At 58.7% G+C, this 15,186-nt stretch carries 14 protein-coding genes; 10 read left to right on the top strand and 4 right to left on the bottom strand.

The features are described from left to right. Positions 1 to 3 precede the first annotated feature (3 nt). The 10 genes from ACZ5C3_RS25955 to ACZ5C3_RS25910 all read left to right on the top strand — a co-directional run bounded on the left by ACZ5C3_RS25955 (position 4) and on the right by ACZ5C3_RS25910 (position 9,524). Complete coding sequence (locus tag ACZ5C3_RS25955; protein WP_464033982.1) at positions 4 to 1,662, top strand: nitrite/sulfite reductase; 1,659 nt, start codon at positions 4 to 6, stop codon at positions 1,660 to 1,662. After that, positions 1,649 to 2,161 carry a DUF934 domain-containing protein gene (locus tag ACZ5C3_RS25950; RefSeq protein ID WP_464033981.1) on the top strand — a complete coding sequence of 171 codons (513 nt, stop codon included), beginning with the start codon at positions 1,649 to 1,651 and terminating at the stop codon, positions 2,159 to 2,161. Before ACZ5C3_RS25955 ends, ACZ5C3_RS25950 begins: the two co-directional genes overlap by 14 nt. A 20-nt stretch (positions 2,162 to 2,181) precedes the next feature. Continuing rightward, entirely contained in the window at positions 2,182 to 2,919 is a 738-nt protein-coding gene (locus ACZ5C3_RS25945; protein ID WP_464038436.1) for a phosphoadenylyl-sulfate reductase, read from the top strand. Between the two features lie 147 nt (positions 2,920 to 3,066). Next, entirely contained in the window at positions 3,067 to 4,056 is a 990-nt protein-coding gene (locus ACZ5C3_RS25940; protein WP_464033980.1) for a sulfate ABC transporter substrate-binding protein, read from the top strand. Between the two features lie 26 nt (positions 4,057 to 4,082). Further along, on the top strand, positions 4,083 to 4,925 hold the full coding sequence (cysT, locus tag ACZ5C3_RS25935; RefSeq protein WP_464033979.1) for a sulfate ABC transporter permease subunit CysT: 843 nt from the start codon (positions 4,083 to 4,085) through the stop codon (positions 4,923 to 4,925). A gap of 11 nt (positions 4,926 to 4,936) precedes the next feature. Beyond that, on the top strand, positions 4,937 to 5,803 hold the full coding sequence (gene cysW, locus ACZ5C3_RS25930) for a sulfate ABC transporter permease subunit CysW (RefSeq protein ID WP_464033978.1): 867 nt from the start codon (positions 4,937 to 4,939) through the stop codon (positions 5,801 to 5,803). Beyond that, positions 5,793 to 6,842 (top strand): sulfate/molybdate ABC transporter ATP-binding protein, encoded by a 1,050-nt coding sequence (locus ACZ5C3_RS25925; RefSeq protein WP_464033977.1) that lies wholly within the window; start codon positions 5,793 to 5,795, stop codon positions 6,840 to 6,842. The genes cysW and ACZ5C3_RS25925 overlap by 11 nt, the downstream gene beginning before the upstream one ends. Positions 6,843 to 6,958: 116 nt before the next feature. Next, positions 6,959 to 7,468, top strand: a complete 510-nt coding sequence (locus ACZ5C3_RS25920; protein WP_464044358.1) for a CAP domain-containing protein — start codon at positions 6,959 to 6,961, stop codon at positions 7,466 to 7,468. 96 nt (positions 7,469 to 7,564) lie between these two features. After that, positions 7,565 to 8,722, top strand: coding sequence for a DUF3734 domain-containing protein (locus ACZ5C3_RS25915; protein ID WP_464033976.1), 1,158 nt, complete (start codon positions 7,565 to 7,567; stop codon positions 8,720 to 8,722). Between the two features lie 13 nt (positions 8,723 to 8,735). Continuing rightward, positions 8,736 to 9,524, top strand: a complete 789-nt coding sequence (locus tag ACZ5C3_RS25910) for a 3-hydroxybutyrate dehydrogenase (RefSeq protein WP_464033975.1) — start codon at positions 8,736 to 8,738, stop codon at positions 9,522 to 9,524. Here ACZ5C3_RS25910 and ACZ5C3_RS25905 read toward each other — a convergent pair whose 3' ends face one another. The 4 genes from ACZ5C3_RS25905 to ACZ5C3_RS25890 form a co-directional block, all read right to left on the bottom strand. After that, entirely contained in the window at positions 9,525 to 10,889 is a 1,365-nt protein-coding gene (locus tag ACZ5C3_RS25905) for a lipopolysaccharide biosynthesis protein (RefSeq protein WP_464038435.1), read from the bottom strand. A 245-nt stretch (positions 10,890 to 11,134) separates the two neighbouring features. After that, positions 11,135 to 11,686 carry a DUF924 family protein gene (locus tag ACZ5C3_RS25900; protein WP_464033974.1) on the bottom strand — a complete coding sequence of 184 codons (552 nt, stop codon included), beginning with the start codon at positions 11,684 to 11,686 and terminating at the stop codon, positions 11,135 to 11,137. A 22-nt stretch (positions 11,687 to 11,708) separates the two neighbouring features. Continuing rightward, positions 11,709 to 13,406, bottom strand: a complete 1,698-nt coding sequence (locus tag ACZ5C3_RS25895) for a long-chain-fatty-acid--CoA ligase (protein WP_464033973.1) — start codon at positions 13,404 to 13,406, stop codon at positions 11,709 to 11,711. Positions 13,407 to 13,560: 154 nt separating this feature from the next. Next, the gene (locus ACZ5C3_RS25890) at positions 13,561 to 14,940 is read right to left on the bottom strand and encodes a D-alanyl-D-alanine carboxypeptidase family protein (protein ID WP_464038434.1); all 1,380 of its coding nucleotides are present in this window, start codon (positions 14,938 to 14,940) and stop codon (positions 13,561 to 13,563) included. Between the last annotated feature and the right edge of the window lie 246 nt (positions 14,941 to 15,186).

The following is a 15,186-nucleotide window of genomic DNA, read 5'->3' as shown; positions in this document are numbered from 1 at the left end:
GCCATGTACGCTTACGACGAGCTCGATCGCACGATCGTCAATGAACGTGTCACTGAATTCCGCGACCAGGTCGCGCGTCGTCTTTCTGGAGAGTTGACAGAAGACGAGTTCAAGTCACTGCGCCTGATGAACGGCGTCTATCTGCAGTTGCATGCCTACATGCTGCGGGTTGCCATTCCTTACGGCACGCTGTCCTCGGCTCAGATGCGCCGGTTGGCGCATGTCGGGCGTCGTTATGACCGTGGATACGGGCATTTCACCACGCGGCAGAACATCCAGTTCCACTGGATCAAGCTGGCAGAACTGCCAGATGCGCTAGCCGATCTCGCGGAGGTCGGCATTCATGCCATGCAGACCAGCGGAAACTGCATCCGCAACATCACGGCAGATCAATGGGCGGGCGTTGCGCCCGACGAGGTCGACGACCCGCGGATCTGGGCCGAGATTCTGCGGCAATATTCGACGTTGCATCCGGAATTTTCCTTCCTGCCGCGTAAGTTCAAATTCGCCATCACGGCATCAAAACATGATCGTGCGGCGATCAAGGTGCACGACATCGGGCTACGCATTCACAGGAATGCGGAAGGCGAAGTCGGTTTCGAAGTGCTGGTAGGTGGTGGGCTCGGCCGCACGCCATTCCTCGCCAAGACCATCAACAGCTTCGTCAGCCATCGGGATATCCTGAGTTATTGCGAGGCGATCCTGCGCGTCTACAATCAGTATGGCCGCCGGGATAACATCTACAAGGCACGTATCAAAATTCTCGTCCATGAGCTTGGCATCGAAAAGTTCAAGCAGGAAGTGGAAGAGGAATGGGTGCAGATGCGCGATGGCGCGCTCACGCTAGAAGACAGCGAGATCGAAGACATCCGCTCGCGCTTTACCTACCCTAAATACGAGGCGCTTTCCGACACGCCGGATGAGTTGACAAAGGCCGTCGCTGCCGATCGTCACTTCGAGGCCTGGTACAAGAACTCCGTCGCGCCACACCAGGCGCCCGGCTATGCCATCGTCACGTTGTCGCTCAAGCCTGAAGGCGGAACGCCGGGCGATGCCACTTCAGATCAGATGGATGCCATTGCGGATCTCGCGGAGAAGTATTCCTTCGGCGAGATCCGGGTCGGACACGAGCAAAACTTGGCGCTGCCGCATGTTGCGAAGCGCGATCTGCCGGCGTTGTGGCGGGCCCTCGACAAGATCGGCGTCGCAACGCCGAACGTCAACCTGGTGTCGGATATCATCGCCTGCCCGGGGCTTGATTATTGCTCGTTGGCCAATGCCCGCTCGATTCCTATCGCGCAGGAGCTGACGCGGCGTTTCGCCAATTCCGACACTGCTAACCTGATCGGCCGGCTGCATATCAATATCTCCGGCTGCATCAATGCCTGCGGTCATCACCACGTCGGCCATATCGGCATTCTCGGTGTCGAGAAAAACGGCGAGGAGTTTTATCAGATCACCATCGGTGGCCGCGCCGATGAGCATGCAGAGCTTGGCACGCTGGTTGGTCCTGCTGTGCCCCATGATCAGGTGCCGGACGTGGTCGAGGATATCGTGGAGGCTTATCTGGCTTTGCGCCAGCGGCCTGATGAATTGTTTGTTGATGTCGTGAAGCGTCTCGGCGTTGAGCCCTTCAAGGAGCGTGTCTATGCCACTCGTTAAAGGTAATGTCATCGTCGCCGATGAATTTACGCATCTCGCAGATGATGCGGAGCTGCCGGCTGACGGGGCAGTTCTAGTGTCGGCTGACCGCTTTCTGGCAGGTCCCGAGGCCGTCCTGGCGCGTCAGGGAAAGACCGGAGTCATCTGGCCGAACAATCGTGACGTCGAGGACTTGCTGCCCTATCTCGGCCAGCTTGCTGTTGTTGCGTTGATTTTCCCGGTGTTTCGAGACGGGCGCGCCTATACGCAAGCGCGTCTCCTGCGCGAACGCTACAAGTTTCGTGGCGAGTTGCGCGCGACCGGTCAGGTGCTCCGCGACCAGTTCGTGTTCATGCTGCGTGCTGGATTCGATGCGTTCGAGGTCAAGAAGCAAAGCGACGCGGAAGCCTTCGCAATCGTGGCGAAGCGTTACTCGGTGTTCTATCAGCCGACCGGTGATGGCCGCGTCACGGCATTCCACCGGCGTCTGATGCACTTATCGGAAGGCGTGGCGTCGTGAGTGTAGCCACGGCATCATTCCTGTCGTCATCCTCGCCATCGTCATCGTCGGCTCTTGCCGTCGAGGCGGCGGAGCTGGATCGCAATCTGAGTGATGCTTCTCCCGCTGAGGTTATTGCTGCCGCGATCGAGCGGGGCGGCCGCGACAAATTGGCGGTCGTCTCGTCCTTCGGCACCGAGTCGGCTGCACTGCTGAAGATTGCCGCCGATGTGGATCCTGCGATCCCTGTGGTGTTTCTCGATACCGGCTGGCTGTTCGAGGAGACGCTGGCCTATCGCGATACGCTGACGTCCTTGCTGGGTCTCAAGGATGTGCGGACCATCCACCCGCTGAAGGAAAATCTCGCGCGTGAGGACAACGACCGCGACTTGTGGTTCTCTAATCCTGATCGCTGCTGCTTTATCCGCAAAGTTGAGCCTCTGGCGCGCGCGCTGGAGCCTTTCGACGCTTGGATCAACGGACGCAAGCGTTTTCAGGGGGGCGACCGTGCGGCCATCTCCGTCGTCGAAGCCGATGGCACGCGGCTAAAATTCAATCCGCTTGCCAATATCTCTCAGGGTGAGCTCAAGGCGCTGTACGCCGCGATGAAGCTGCCGCCACACCCCTTGGCCGCATCGGGTTTCTCATCCATCGGATGTATGCCCTGCACAAGCCGTACGCAGCCGGGCGAAGATCCGCGTGCGGGACGATGGCGTGGACGGGATAAAACCGAGTGCGGAATCCATCTTGCTGACATGAATGTCACCAAGGATTCGTAGAATTTCTTAGAATCACTGCTGCGTAGAACGTTCGTGCCGCGTGCTCGCGAAGAATGAAATCCGGTTTCGTTGACAGAACCATACGACTTTCAGAGGTTGTGACCTCTCCTAGTGACAATGATGTCGCTGGTTCGAATGGAGATTGAGATGGTTCGCCGTAGTCTTCTCGTCATCGCGAGTGTTCTCTGGGCAGGCTCTGCGTTCGCCGCTGACGTGTCGCTGCTCAACGTATCGTATGATCCCACCCGCGAGTTGTATGTCGATTTCAACAAGGCTTTCTCGGCGGCATACAAGAAAGAAACCGGCAAGAGCATCGAGATCAAACAATCGCACGGCGGCTCCGGTTCACAGGCGCGCTCGGTAATCGACGGGTTGCAGGCGGATGTGGTGACCCTCGCGCTTGCCTACGACATCGATGCAATCGCCAACAGAGGGCTGCTGGCGAAGGATTGGCAGGCGAAGCTGCCGCAGAACTCTTCGCCCTACACATCCACCATCGTCTTTCTCGTCCGCAAGGGTAATCCCAAGGGCATCAAGGATTGGGATGATCTGGTGAAGAAGGGCGTTGATGTCATCACGCCGAACCCAAAAACTTCTGGCGGTGCCCGCTGGAATTACCTCGCGGCGTGGGGATACGCGCTGAAGAAGTACGGTGGTGAGGACAAGGCGAAGAAGTTCGTCGGCGACCTCTACAAGAACGTACCCGTGTTGGATACCGGCGCGCGCGGATCGACCGTGACCTTCGTCGAGCGTGGGGTTGGTGACGTGTTGTTGGCCTGGGAAAACGAAGCCTTCCTAGCCGTAAAGGAATTCGGCAAGGACAAGTTCGAGATTGTGGCGCCGCCGTTGTCGATTCTCGCCGAGCCGCCACTCGCGGTCGTCGATTCTGTCGCGGACAAGAAGGGAACCCGGGCTGCAGCGGAGGCTTATCTGAAATATTGGTACACCAAGGAAGGTCAGGACATCGCGGCGCGCAATTCATATCGCCCGCGCGATCCGGAAACTGCCAAGAAATACGAGGCCTCGTTTGCCAAGGTTGAGCTTTTCACCATCGACGACGTGTTCGGCGGCTGGACCAAGGCGCAAAAAGATCACTTTGCCGAAGGCGGCATTTTCGATCAGATTTACAAGAATTGATCTGATCGATTTGTGAAGGGGGCATCGTGAGCGGAGGCGCAGGACAGCGAAGGACCTTGCCGGGATTTGGCCTTACCATGGGGCTGACATTGACCTGGCTCTCGATCATTGTCCTCATTCCGCTCGCAGGCCTCTTTTTGAAAACCACGGAACTCAGCCTCGATCAGTTCTGGGAGATTCTCACCGCACGGCGGACGCTGAATGCGTTGAAGATTTCCTTTGGACTGGCGTTTGCGGCCGCCATCGTCAATTTGGTGATGGGGATGGTCATCGTCTGGGTGCTGGTGCGTTATCGTTTTCCCGGCCGCCGCCTGTTCGATGCCATCGTGGACGTCCCCTTTGCGCTGCCGACCGCGGTTGCGGGCGTCGCACTGACGGCGTTGTTCGCGCAGAAGGGGCTACTTGGCGCGCCGCTTGCCCAAATGGGTATCAAAGTGGCTTTCACGCCGATCGGCATTTTCATCGCGATGGTCTTTATTGGCTTTCCGTTCGTGGTGCGGACTGTGCAGCCGGTTCTGATCGATCTCGAAATTGAGGTCGAGGAGGCGGCTGCCAGTCTCGGCGCGGGCCGCTTGGACATCATCCGGCGAGTTATTCTTCCGAGCCTGACGCCAGCGATTTTGACGGGCTTTGCACTCGCATTCGCGCGGGCTGTCGGTGAATATGGTTCGGTCATTTTCATCGCTGGTAATCTTCCTAACGTCTCGGAGATCGCGCCGCTGCTGATCGTGATCCGGCTGTCAGAATTCCGTTATGCGGATGCGACAGCTATTGCAGTCATCATGCTCGTTGTGGCCTTCCTGATCATCTTTGCCATTAACCGCATTCAGCGCTGGGCGCAGACGCGCGGCGCGGCTATCGCGCACTGAGCCGCACGGTCATGACCATCAACCGCCTCCGCACCTCTTCGGCGCATGAAACGCGTACCGAGCCGGCATTGGTCCGATGGATCTTGATCGGAATCGCGGTCACGTTCCTGACGATCTTTGTGGTTTTGCCGCTGGTGGTCGTGTTTACGGAGGCTTTTGCCAAAGGTGTTGCCGCCTACCTTGCGGCACTGTCCGATCCGGAAGCGCAGTCGGCGATCAAATTGACGCTGCTGGTTGCGGCGATTTCAGTCAGCCTCAATCTCGTCTTCGGCGTGGTCGCAGCTTGGGCGATCGCCAAGTTCGAGTTTCCCGGCAAGGTGATCCTGATCACGCTGATCGATCTTCCCTTTTCCGTCAGTCCGGTGATTGCCGGTCTGGTGTTCGTCCTGCTGTTCGGGGCGCAGGGCTATTTCGGCACGTGGCTGCAGGCTCACGGTATCCACATTCTGTTCGCTGTGCCGGGCATCGCGCTAGCAACGACGTTCGTCACGTTTCCATTCGTCGCGCGTGAGCTGATCCCGTTGATGCAGGAGCAGGGTACGCAAGAAGAGGAAGCAGCCATCTCGCTTGGCGCCTCAGGGTTGCTCACCTTCCTGCGCATCACCATTCCCAATATTAAATGGGGCGTCCTGTACGGCGTTCTATTGTGTAATGCGCGCGCGATGGGCGAGTTCGGCGCCGTCTCTGTGGTATCTGGTCACATCCGCGGCGAAACGAATACCATGCCGCTGCTGGTTGAAATTCTGTACAATGAATATCAGTTCGTGGCTTCTTTCGCGATTGCGTCGCTGCTCGCATTCCTTGCGCTTGTTACGCTGGTCGTAAAAACGATTCTTGAAAGCCATCTCGAAGAGGGGCAACCCGCCAGTGACGATTGAAGTTCGCAATATCGTAAAGAAATTCGGCAGCTTCACTGCACTGGATGATGTCGATCTCAAGGTCGCGACGGGTGAACTGGTGGCGCTGCTCGGACCATCGGGGTCAGGCAAGACGTCGTTGTTGCGTATCATCGCCGGCCTCGACTGGCCCGAATCCGGATCCGTCAGTTTCGATGGCGAGAATGCACTGGAGCGCGGTGCCGGCGAACGTCATGTCGGATTTGTGTTTCAGCACTACGCGCTCTTCCGCCACATGAGCGTGTTTGAAAACGTGGCGTTCGGCCTGCGTGTTCAGCCTCGCGCGATCCGTAAGAGTGAAACAGAAATCCGCAAGCGTGTGAAAGAGCTGCTCGATCTCGTTCAGCTCGATTGGCTGGCTGATCGTTACCCTAGTCAGCTGTCCGGCGGTCAACGCCAACGCATTGCGCTGGCGCGTGCGCTGGCGATCGAGCCGCGTATCTTGTTGCTTGACGAGCCGTTTGGCGCGCTCGACGCCAAGGTGCGCAAGGAATTGCGCCGATGGCTGCGCCAACTGCACGACGAAATTCACGTCACCTCTATTTTCGTCACTCACGATCAGGAAGAAGCGCTTGAAGTTGCCAACCGCGTGGTGGTGATGGACAAAGGGAAAATCGAGCAGATCGGGACGCCAGGAGAGGTGTACGACAATCCAGCCACCGCATTCGTTCATGGCTTCATCGGTGAATCCATTGTGCTGCCGGTTCAGGTCAGCGATGGGCAGGTTCGGCTGGGAGACAAGGTTTTGAATCTGGAGGCGCGTGGTGTGGCCTCCGGTCCCTCGAATCTATTTATCCGCCGTCACGACGTGGCAATCGGTCCGGCCGGCGCAGGGATGATCGAAGGCGATGTGAGACGTGTCCGCGCGTTCGGACCGACACAGCGTGCCGATATCGTCTTGCGCGCCGGCAATGGTGAAACTCTCGTTGAGGTCGATGCGCCGCGCGACCGCGACCTGAAGCCAGGTGACGTGGTCAGCTTGCAGCCCCGCCGTTACCGGCTGTTTGCAGCTCAAGGGTAGGTAGGCTCTCCGGATCGTCTCCAGGCGTTTCCGCGCGGTGTTCCAATCATTCACTGTTCACCTTTCAGCCACTGTTAGTGTGCAACAAGTGCCCCCTGATCTGTTTGGGGGCGTGAATGAAGCGTGCGGTGGGGGCCATTCTGGCGCTGGCGATAATGGGCGGCTGTACGGCCGATCGTGAGCCGTCGACCGAACAGCCGGCATTTTATGTGAGCATGGCAAGTGCTGACGCCAAGCTTGACGGCCCAGTGGCGGCATCCATGATCTCCGGCTACCGGCAGAACAATGGCCTTGGCGCGGTCCAGATTGATCCGCTGCTGATGAAAGCGGCGGAGGCGCAATCGAGCGCGATGGCGAGCCGTAACAAGCTCGACCACAACGTTGCCGGGACGCTTGATAAGCGCATCAAGGCATCCGGATTTGATGCGACCAAGGCCGTTGAAAACGTCTCTGCTGGCTACCACACTCTCGCCGAGGCTTTTTCAGGCTGGCGGGATTCGCCTCCGCATAAGGCAAACATGCTGGCGTCTGGTGTCACAAAAATGGGCATTGCGGCGACCTATGCGCCGAACACGAAATACAAGGTGTTCTGGACGCTCATTCTGGCGGCACCTGACGGTCAATAACACCCGTGTGACATTCCTTAACGTTTCATACATTGACGCCGCGACGAACTGACGCCACGGTGCGGGAACATTCTCGCTACATGGTCAGTGACCACGATGAGTTCTGCGTCCGACATTCACGAGCCGAAGGCCACGAAGCCGATTGAGGCGAAGCGCGTTCTTGTGCTTCAGGGCGGGGGCGCGCTTGGCTCTTATCAGGCGGGCGCTTATCAGGCCTTGTGTCACCACGATTTTGAGCCGGCCTGGATTGCCGGTATTTCAATCGGAGCCATTAACGCCGCGATTATCGCGGGCAATCCGCGCGAGAAGCGCATTGCGCGGTTGAAGGAATTCTGGGAAATGGCCTCCGCGCCATTGTTCTGGAGCCCCTTTATGCAGGGCGACAAGGCGCGATCGATTTTTAACGAGACCAGCGCGGCGCTCGTGGCGACCTTCGGTGTCCCAGGATTCTTCACGCCGCGCTTTCCTGCGGCGCCACTCTGGCCTCCCGGTAGCCCGCAATCCCTGAGCTACTACGACACGTCGCCCTTACGGGCCACGCTCGAGCGGCTGGTGGATTTCGATCTCATCAACACGAACGGCATCCGCCTCAGTGTCGGTGCGGTGAATGTCGCAACAGGAAACTTCGAATATTTCGACAACACCGAGCGCAAGATCAGGCCTGAACACATCATGGCATCGGCTGCGTTGCCGCCGGGATTTCCGCCAATCGAAATCGACGGCGCCCACTATTGGGATGGTGGCATCGTTTCGAACACGCCGCTGGATTATGTGCTGGAAAAAGAAACGCGCACCGATCTCCTGATCTTCCAGGTCGATCTGTTCAGCGCGCGCGGACCATTGCCTACAACTGTCGCGGAAGCCGAGGAACGCGAGAAGGACATTCGCTTCTCCAGCCGCACCCGCATGAACACGGATATGAATCGAAAGATTCATAACGCCAAGTTGGCGGTGCGGGCGCTGATCGCGAAGTTGCCGGACGATCTCAAGAACGACCCGCTGGTCGGCGTTCTCAATGAGGCGGCGAAGGAAAATACCGTCACTGTCGTCCATTTGATCTACCGCAGCAAAATCCACGAAGCGTCGTCAAAGGACTACGACTTCTCACGCGTCGCGATGGTTGAACATTGGGAAGCCGGAGAACGCAACGTGTATCAATCCATGAGCCATCCCGAATGGCTGGCGCGGCCGCAGTCCGACGAGACCATGGTGACTTACGATCTCTGCGGCGACGAACCAATCGAACGAAAGTAAACAGGAGCAAATAATGGGTACTCTTTCGGGCAAGACGGCTGTCGTGACGGGCTCGACCAGCGGCATCGGCTTGGCTTATGCGCGCGCCTTTGCGAGCGCTGGCGCAAACGTGGTGATCAACGGCTTCGGTGCGCCTGCTGACATCGAGAAAGAACGCGCTGCCATCGAGACCGATTTCAAGGTCAAGGCGGCTTACTCTCCGGCAGACATGACCAAGCCGGCGGAGATTGCCGAGATGATTGCGCTTGGCGAAAAGACGTTCGGCTCGGTGGATGTTCTGGTCAACAATGCCGGCATCCAATTTGTGTCGCCGGTCGAGGAATTCCCGATCGAAAAGTGGGATGCGATCATCGCGATCAACCTGTCGTCCGCGTTTCATGCCATTCGGGCTGCCGTGCCGGGCATGAAGAAGCGCGGCTGGGGGCGCATCATCAACACAGCTTCGGCGCATTCGTTGGTTGCTTCACCGTTCAAATCTGCCTACGTCTCGGCGAAGCATGGCCTCGCGGGCCTGACCAAGACCATCGCGCTTGAGGTCGCAACCCATAAGATCACGTGCAACTGCATCAGCCCGGGTTATGTCTGGACGCCGCTGGTGGAGAAGCAAATCCCCGATACGATGAAGGCGCGTAACATGACCAAGGAGCAGGTCATCCGCGATGTTTTGCTCGACGCGCAGCCCACCAAAGAGTTCGTGACGTCGGAGCAGGTTGCGGCACTCGCGCTCTTCCTCTGCGGCGACGACGCAGCGCAGATCACCGGCGCAAATTTGTCGATCGACGGTGGCTGGACGGCTGAGTAATCAGCCTTTCTTGCCGAAAGCGAAAACGTGAAAGCCGAGACGGCGCTTTGTGATCCAGAACAGCAGCACCGTCTCGAATGCCAGTGCTGTGGACGTTGCGGCGGCGGCGCCATAGCCGCCGTAACGCGGCACGAGCAGGACGCACAGTGCCAGGTTCATCAGGAAGGCAAGCGCGTAAGCCAGAGCGCACATGTTCTGGTTGCCTGACATATTCAGCAGGCGCTCAACGGGGCCGATCGCAGAGCGTACAATCAAACCGATGGCCGCGACGAACATGATGCCATAGCCGTCCGTGAATTGCGGACCGAACAACCACAGCAGTGGCTTGCCCAGTGCGAGCAGAACAGCGGTTGCCGCTACGGATGGCCAGAATGTCCACTTGATCGCATGGGCGATATATTCAGAAAGGCGCTCTGTGTCGCCGGTGGAATGATATTCGCTGAAACGGTGTGCGGTGGTCGCCGACATTGCGTAGTGAATGAACGAGACCAGCGCGAGGGTTTTCACAACCGCGAAGTAGACGCCGACTTCCTCGGAGGAGCGGAACTGCTGCAGCACCAGCACATCGGTGTAGGACAGCAACAGGTAAAAGCCCTCCACCATCATGATCGGCAGCGACACCTTTAGCCAGCCCTGGAAGTCATAAGCTTTTGGTCCCGGTGCCACAGCTTCGCGAAGGCTGCGATTGAGCACGAGCATCTGTCCGATCATTGCGATCCACACGGCCGCCGTGCTGGCGATCATGGCCGCAGTCGCTCCGAGCTGCAGGCCGAGGACGACGGCGCCGGCCGTGAAGCCGATGATCAGTCCCTGCCGCACGATGAACTGCGGCATCAGGCCGAGCCGCATCCAGTCATAGGAACGCGCAACTCCATCCTGCGTGTTGGCGACGACGAAGGCGGGCAGGGTCAGGCAGCCGATATAGAGCGGAACGATCGTGTTATCGTCGATCCATGGCGACAGGATCGTGACCACGCCCGCGAACAACAGCGCGACGGCTGTGGAGGCCGCGAACACCATCCAGCGGCTGCCGGAGAGAAAGCCGCGCAGCAATGCAAGCTGGCCGCCTGTGCGATATTCGGGAATGAGTTTTTGGGCTGAGACGGCAATGCCGAAGTCCAGCACGCTGCCGAGCAGAAGCACCCAGGTCCAGACATAGACGTAGACGCCGTAGTCCGAGCCGCCCATCCAGCGCGCCAACAGCACCTGCGAAAAGTAGGCAAGGCCTGCACTGAGCACGCGGATCAGAAAGACAGTGCCCGCGAGACGCTTGGTGACGGCCGCTTCACTGGTGCCGACAAGCACTTCACGCAGCCGCGCGATCAGACCAGCGGGCTTCGCTTCGGGCGCGCTCTCGGCTTGCATGATGGACACGATGTCGATTCCGGCTCACCACCTGTTGGCGGCAGGCTGCGAATTAGCAAGGATTCGTTAATATTTGGTTGGACCTAGTGTCCTGAATCCGAAGTTCGCCTCATGGTGCAGCGCGTCCCGTAGCGAACTTCGGATTCGAAAGGACACTAGCAACTTATGATTCTAGTGTGGTTCAGGTTCAGAAGTTCGCTTGAAGGACTTGCGGACAAGATAAAGCGAACTTCTGAACCACCACACTAGCCGGCGAAGCCGCCACTCTCAAGGAAAGCGGCTTCTTCGGGCTTCATCTCACGGCCGAGAACCGGATTGCGATGAGGGAAGCGGCCAAACTTCCGGATAATATCGGCGTGCTCTTCGGCATATTTGAGGTTTTCCTCGTCACCCGATTGATCAAGTAACGCCACGCAGCGCTCCTGATCGGTGAGATCTTCCGAGTGCATAAGCGGCATGTATATGAAGACGCGAAGAAGTATTTCGATGCGATGGTCGCGCCCTTCAGCGATGGCGCGCGATGCGACCTCCCGTGCCAGAGCGTCACTCGAGAAGGCGCGTGCATCATTGCGGAACATGTTGCGCGGAAACTGATCAAGCACGATGAGGAGCGCAAGCACACCATTGTCGCTTGCTTGCCACGAGGATAATTGACCGTTCCGTGCAGCGTCCCATACATGCGCGAAACGACCACGGATTTCGGCGTCAAACGCGTCGTCTTTACACCACCAGCGGTCAGGGCCGGCGTCACACCAGAACTCCAGAACATCATCGGGTTTGGTGTCTGGTTTGCTCATGCGGCGGCGCCCTGCTTGCGGGTCAACTTGCGGCTGCTGCAGGAGCCTTGGATTTTTCATCACGCAGCTCGCGGCGCAGGATCTTGCCGACATTGGTTTTCGGCAATTCGGTCCTGAACTCGACGTGCTTGGGCACCTTGTAGTTCGTGAGCTGCGTGTGGGCGAACTTGATGACGTCTTCCGCCGTTAAATTCGGATCCTTCTTCACGACGAAGGCCTTGACGGCTTCGGTCGATTTCGAGTCAGCCACGCCGATCACGGCGCATTCCAACACGCCCGGATGGCTGGCGATCACTTCCTCGACTTCGTTCGGGTAGACGTTGAAGCCGGACACAATGATCATGTCCTTCTTGCGGTCGATGATCTTGGTGTAGCCGTCCGGCGACATGATGCCGATGTCTCCGGTGCGGAAGAAGCCATCGGCTGTCATCACCTTCGCCGTCTCGTCCGGCCTATTCCAATAGCCGACCATCACCTGCGGACCCTTGGCGCAAATCTCGCCGGGCTCACCGAGCGGCACCTCGTTGCCGTCGTCGTCGCGGATCGACAAATAAGTCGAGGGCACGGGCAGGCCGATTGAGCCCGAGAACCTGTCGATGTCCGCCGGATTGCAAGTGAGCGTTGGCGACGTTTCCGAAAGACCATAGCCTTCAGATAGCGCGCAGCCGGTGACAGCAAGCCATTGGTCGGCGACCGGCTTCTGCACGGCCATGCCGCCGCCGAAGCAGGTCTTGAGCTTGGAGAAGTCGACCTTCTTGAATTCGGGATTGTTCACCAGCGCATTGTAGAGCGTGTTGACCGCAGGGAAGCTGTTGACCTGGTACTTCTGCAATTCCTTGATGAAGCCCGGGATATCGCGCGGGTTCGGAATCAGTAGGTTGGCGCCGCCGGCACGCACGGCCAGCAGGAAGCACGCTGTCAGCGCGAAGATGTGATAGAGCGGCAGCGCGCAAACGATCAGCAATTGATCCACGATGGGCGGCTTACGCAGCGCTGGTTGCAGCCATGCGTCGTTCTGCAGAACATTGGCGAGGATGTTGCGATGGAGCAGGGTCGCGCCCTTGGAGACGCCGGTGGTGCCGCCGGTATATTGCAGGAAGGCGACATCGTCGGGGCCGATCGCCGGCTTGTTCAGCTTCAGCTTGCGGCCTGCGGCAAGGGCATCGTTGAAGGCAACCGCGCTGGGGATCGAAAATGGCGGCACCATCTTCTTGACCTTGCGCACGACGAAATTGACGATGACGCCCTTGAAGCCAAGCAGGTCGCCCATGGTGCCCATGATGACGTGCTTGACGTTAGTCTTCGGCAGCACTTTCTCGAGCGTGGCTGCGAAGTTTTCCAGGATGATGATGGCTTCGGCGCCGGAGTCTTTGAGCTGATGCTCAAGCTCGCGCGGCGTGTAGAGTGGATTGACGTTCACGACGGTATAGCCCGCGCGCAGAATGCCGGACGACGCGACCGGGTTCTGCAACACATTCGGCATCATGATCGCAACACGGGCGCCTTTCTTCAGGCCCTTGCTCTGCAGGTAGGCGCCGATCGCCGTCGACATCTCGTCGAGCTCGCGATAGGTGATGGCCTTATCCATGCAAATGAACGCCCTGCGGTCGCTGAACTTCTTGAAGCTCTCCTCGAGCAGTTCGACGAGCGACGGATATTGATTGGCGTCGATATCGGTTGGCACGCCGGCCGGATATTGCTTGAGCCAGATGCGTTCCATCGGATGTCCCCTCAGCTGATGTCCTGGTGGCTCCGGTTCTTGCGCCGAATGCCGCGTTTCGCGGAGTATTGGGCCGAAGTGAGGAGCATGGCAAGCCTGTGCGCGCTAACGACGCATCGACGGTTTGCGGGGAAGGTAAATAGTCTGACCGGCCTCAGCCCCGAGGCGCGGTGTCGGATTTCTGTTGCGTCGCAGCTGGCTTGTTGCTGCCCTTGGCCGCTGGCTTAGCCGGAGCGGTCGCAGGCTTGGCAGGCTTGGTCGCAGTCTCCGCCTTTTTGTCCGGCTTTGCCGGAGCCACGGCTGCAGTGGTCGCCGGCTTGGCGTGAGCCGCTGCAGGCTTGGCGTTTGCGACCGGTTTTGCATCCGGCTTCACGGCGGGTTTGGCGTCAGTCTTTTCGGCGCCGGCCTCTTGTTTGGCCGCAAGCTTTGCCTTCTTGGCTCCCTTCCTCTTTGGAATGGATTGCTTGGCGGTTTCGGCCGCGTCAGCGGCAAGAACTGCGTCACCAGTGCGGGTCGGGCCGGTGTAGACGATGACCGGCGTCACAGGGGCTGCCGGCGCGGCCAGCATCTCTGAGATCTTCATGGGCTGCGCGCTGGACGCAAACATCGAGACGCCGGCATCGTTGTTGCCGGCGGTTACGGCGACGTCGTCGTCTTCATCCTCGGCGGCGGGGCGCTTGCGTTTTGGTCCGCACATCTCGTCGCGCAGATTTGGCGGTGCGGCGTCAATGGGCGCCAGTGAATCAACGGTTCCAAGCGAGGGCTTCAGCCACGAGAGGCGATTATTGAAGTTGCGCTCCAGAAGCTGAGCGGCCCGCACGGCGCGCATCGACCCAGAAGATGCCCCGAGTACGACAGCGATCAAACGTTTGTTGTTACGGGTCGCAGATGCGACGAGATTGAAGCCCGATGCGCAAATGAAACCGGTCTTCATGCCGTCAGCGCCGGGATAACGGCCAATCAGTTTGTTGAAATTCGCAGTGATGCGCCGGCCAAATTTGATCGCCGGGATGTGGAGGTAAGATTCATACTCCGGGAAATCGCGGATCAGCGCACGCGCCAGGATGCCGAGATCGCGTGCGGACGTCACGTGCCCGTCGGCGGGCAGGCCATTCGGATTGACGTAATGCGTTTGGGTCATGCCGAGACGCTGCGCGTTCTTGTTCATCTCCTCGGCGAAATTGTCGATCGAGCCCGCAACGCCTTCGGCGAGTACGACGGCAATGTCGTTGGCCGACTTCACCATCATCATCTTCATGGCGTTATCGACGGTGACCTGAGTGCCGACCGGGAAGCCCATCTTGGAGGGCGCTTGCGAGAGCGCAGTCGGAGAGACCGTGAACAATGTGTCGGGGGTGATGCGGCCTTCCTTTAGAGCTTTCATCGTGACGTAGAGCGTCATCAGCTTCGTAACGGAGGCCGGATACCATGGGTAAGTTGCATTCTCGGCCTGCAGGACCTTGCCGGTATCTGCTTCGATCACGAGAAGTGCTTCGGCTCGCACGGTCTGCGGCACAATCAATGCTGCAGCCATCAATGCCGCAGCAAAGGTCAGCGCTCGCAACGACAGCAATGGGAACCGGGTGCGAGACGATGTCACTATCCGATTCCGATCTCTGAAAGCACGCCTGCGGCGAATAAAGTCATGGCGTCCTCGGCGTGTTGCGTTCGGATGGACGATGCGATCATGCCGCCATATCTTTGCGGCAACGAAATCAATACTTATACCGGAGCGTAGGTCCGGCATAGTGGGTCTGGGCTTCATTCAAGCAGGAAATGG

The sequence above is a fragment of the Afipia dichlorophenoxyacetatis genome, assembly GCF_055386385.1.
This window is presented reverse-complemented; position numbering and strand designations above follow the sequence as displayed.

Coding starts and splice junctions, on each gene's coding strand:
- ACZ5C3_RS25915 (WP_464033976.1), top strand. CDS start 7,565: ATGAGTTCTGCGTCCGACATTCACGAGCCGAAGGCCACGAAGCCGATT.
- cysW (WP_464033978.1), top strand. CDS start 4,937: ATGACCATCAACCGCCTCCGCACCTCTTCGGCGCATGAAACGCGTACC.
- ACZ5C3_RS25905 (WP_464038435.1), bottom strand. CDS start 10,889: ATGCAAGCCGAGAGCGCGCCCGAAGCGAAGCCCGCTGGTCTGATCGCG.
- ACZ5C3_RS25920 (WP_464044358.1), top strand. CDS start 6,959: ATGAAGCGTGCGGTGGGGGCCATTCTGGCGCTGGCGATAATGGGCGGC.
- ACZ5C3_RS25940 (WP_464033980.1), top strand. CDS start 3,067: ATGGTTCGCCGTAGTCTTCTCGTCATCGCGAGTGTTCTCTGGGCAGGC.
- ACZ5C3_RS25910 (WP_464033975.1), top strand. CDS start 8,736: ATGGGTACTCTTTCGGGCAAGACGGCTGTCGTGACGGGCTCGACCAGC.
- ACZ5C3_RS25950 (WP_464033981.1), top strand. CDS start 1,649: ATGCCACTCGTTAAAGGTAATGTCATCGTCGCCGATGAATTTACGCAT.
- ACZ5C3_RS25955 (WP_464033982.1), top strand. CDS start 4: ATGTACGCTTACGACGAGCTCGATCGCACGATCGTCAATGAACGTGTC.
- ACZ5C3_RS25900 (WP_464033974.1), bottom strand. CDS start 11,686: ATGAGCAAACCAGACACCAAACCCGATGATGTTCTGGAGTTCTGGTGT.
- ACZ5C3_RS25895 (WP_464033973.1), bottom strand. CDS start 13,406: ATGGAACGCATCTGGCTCAAGCAATATCCGGCCGGCGTGCCAACCGAT.
- ACZ5C3_RS25890 (WP_464038434.1), bottom strand. CDS start 14,940: ATGGCTGCAGCATTGATTGTGCCGCAGACCGTGCGAGCCGAAGCACTT.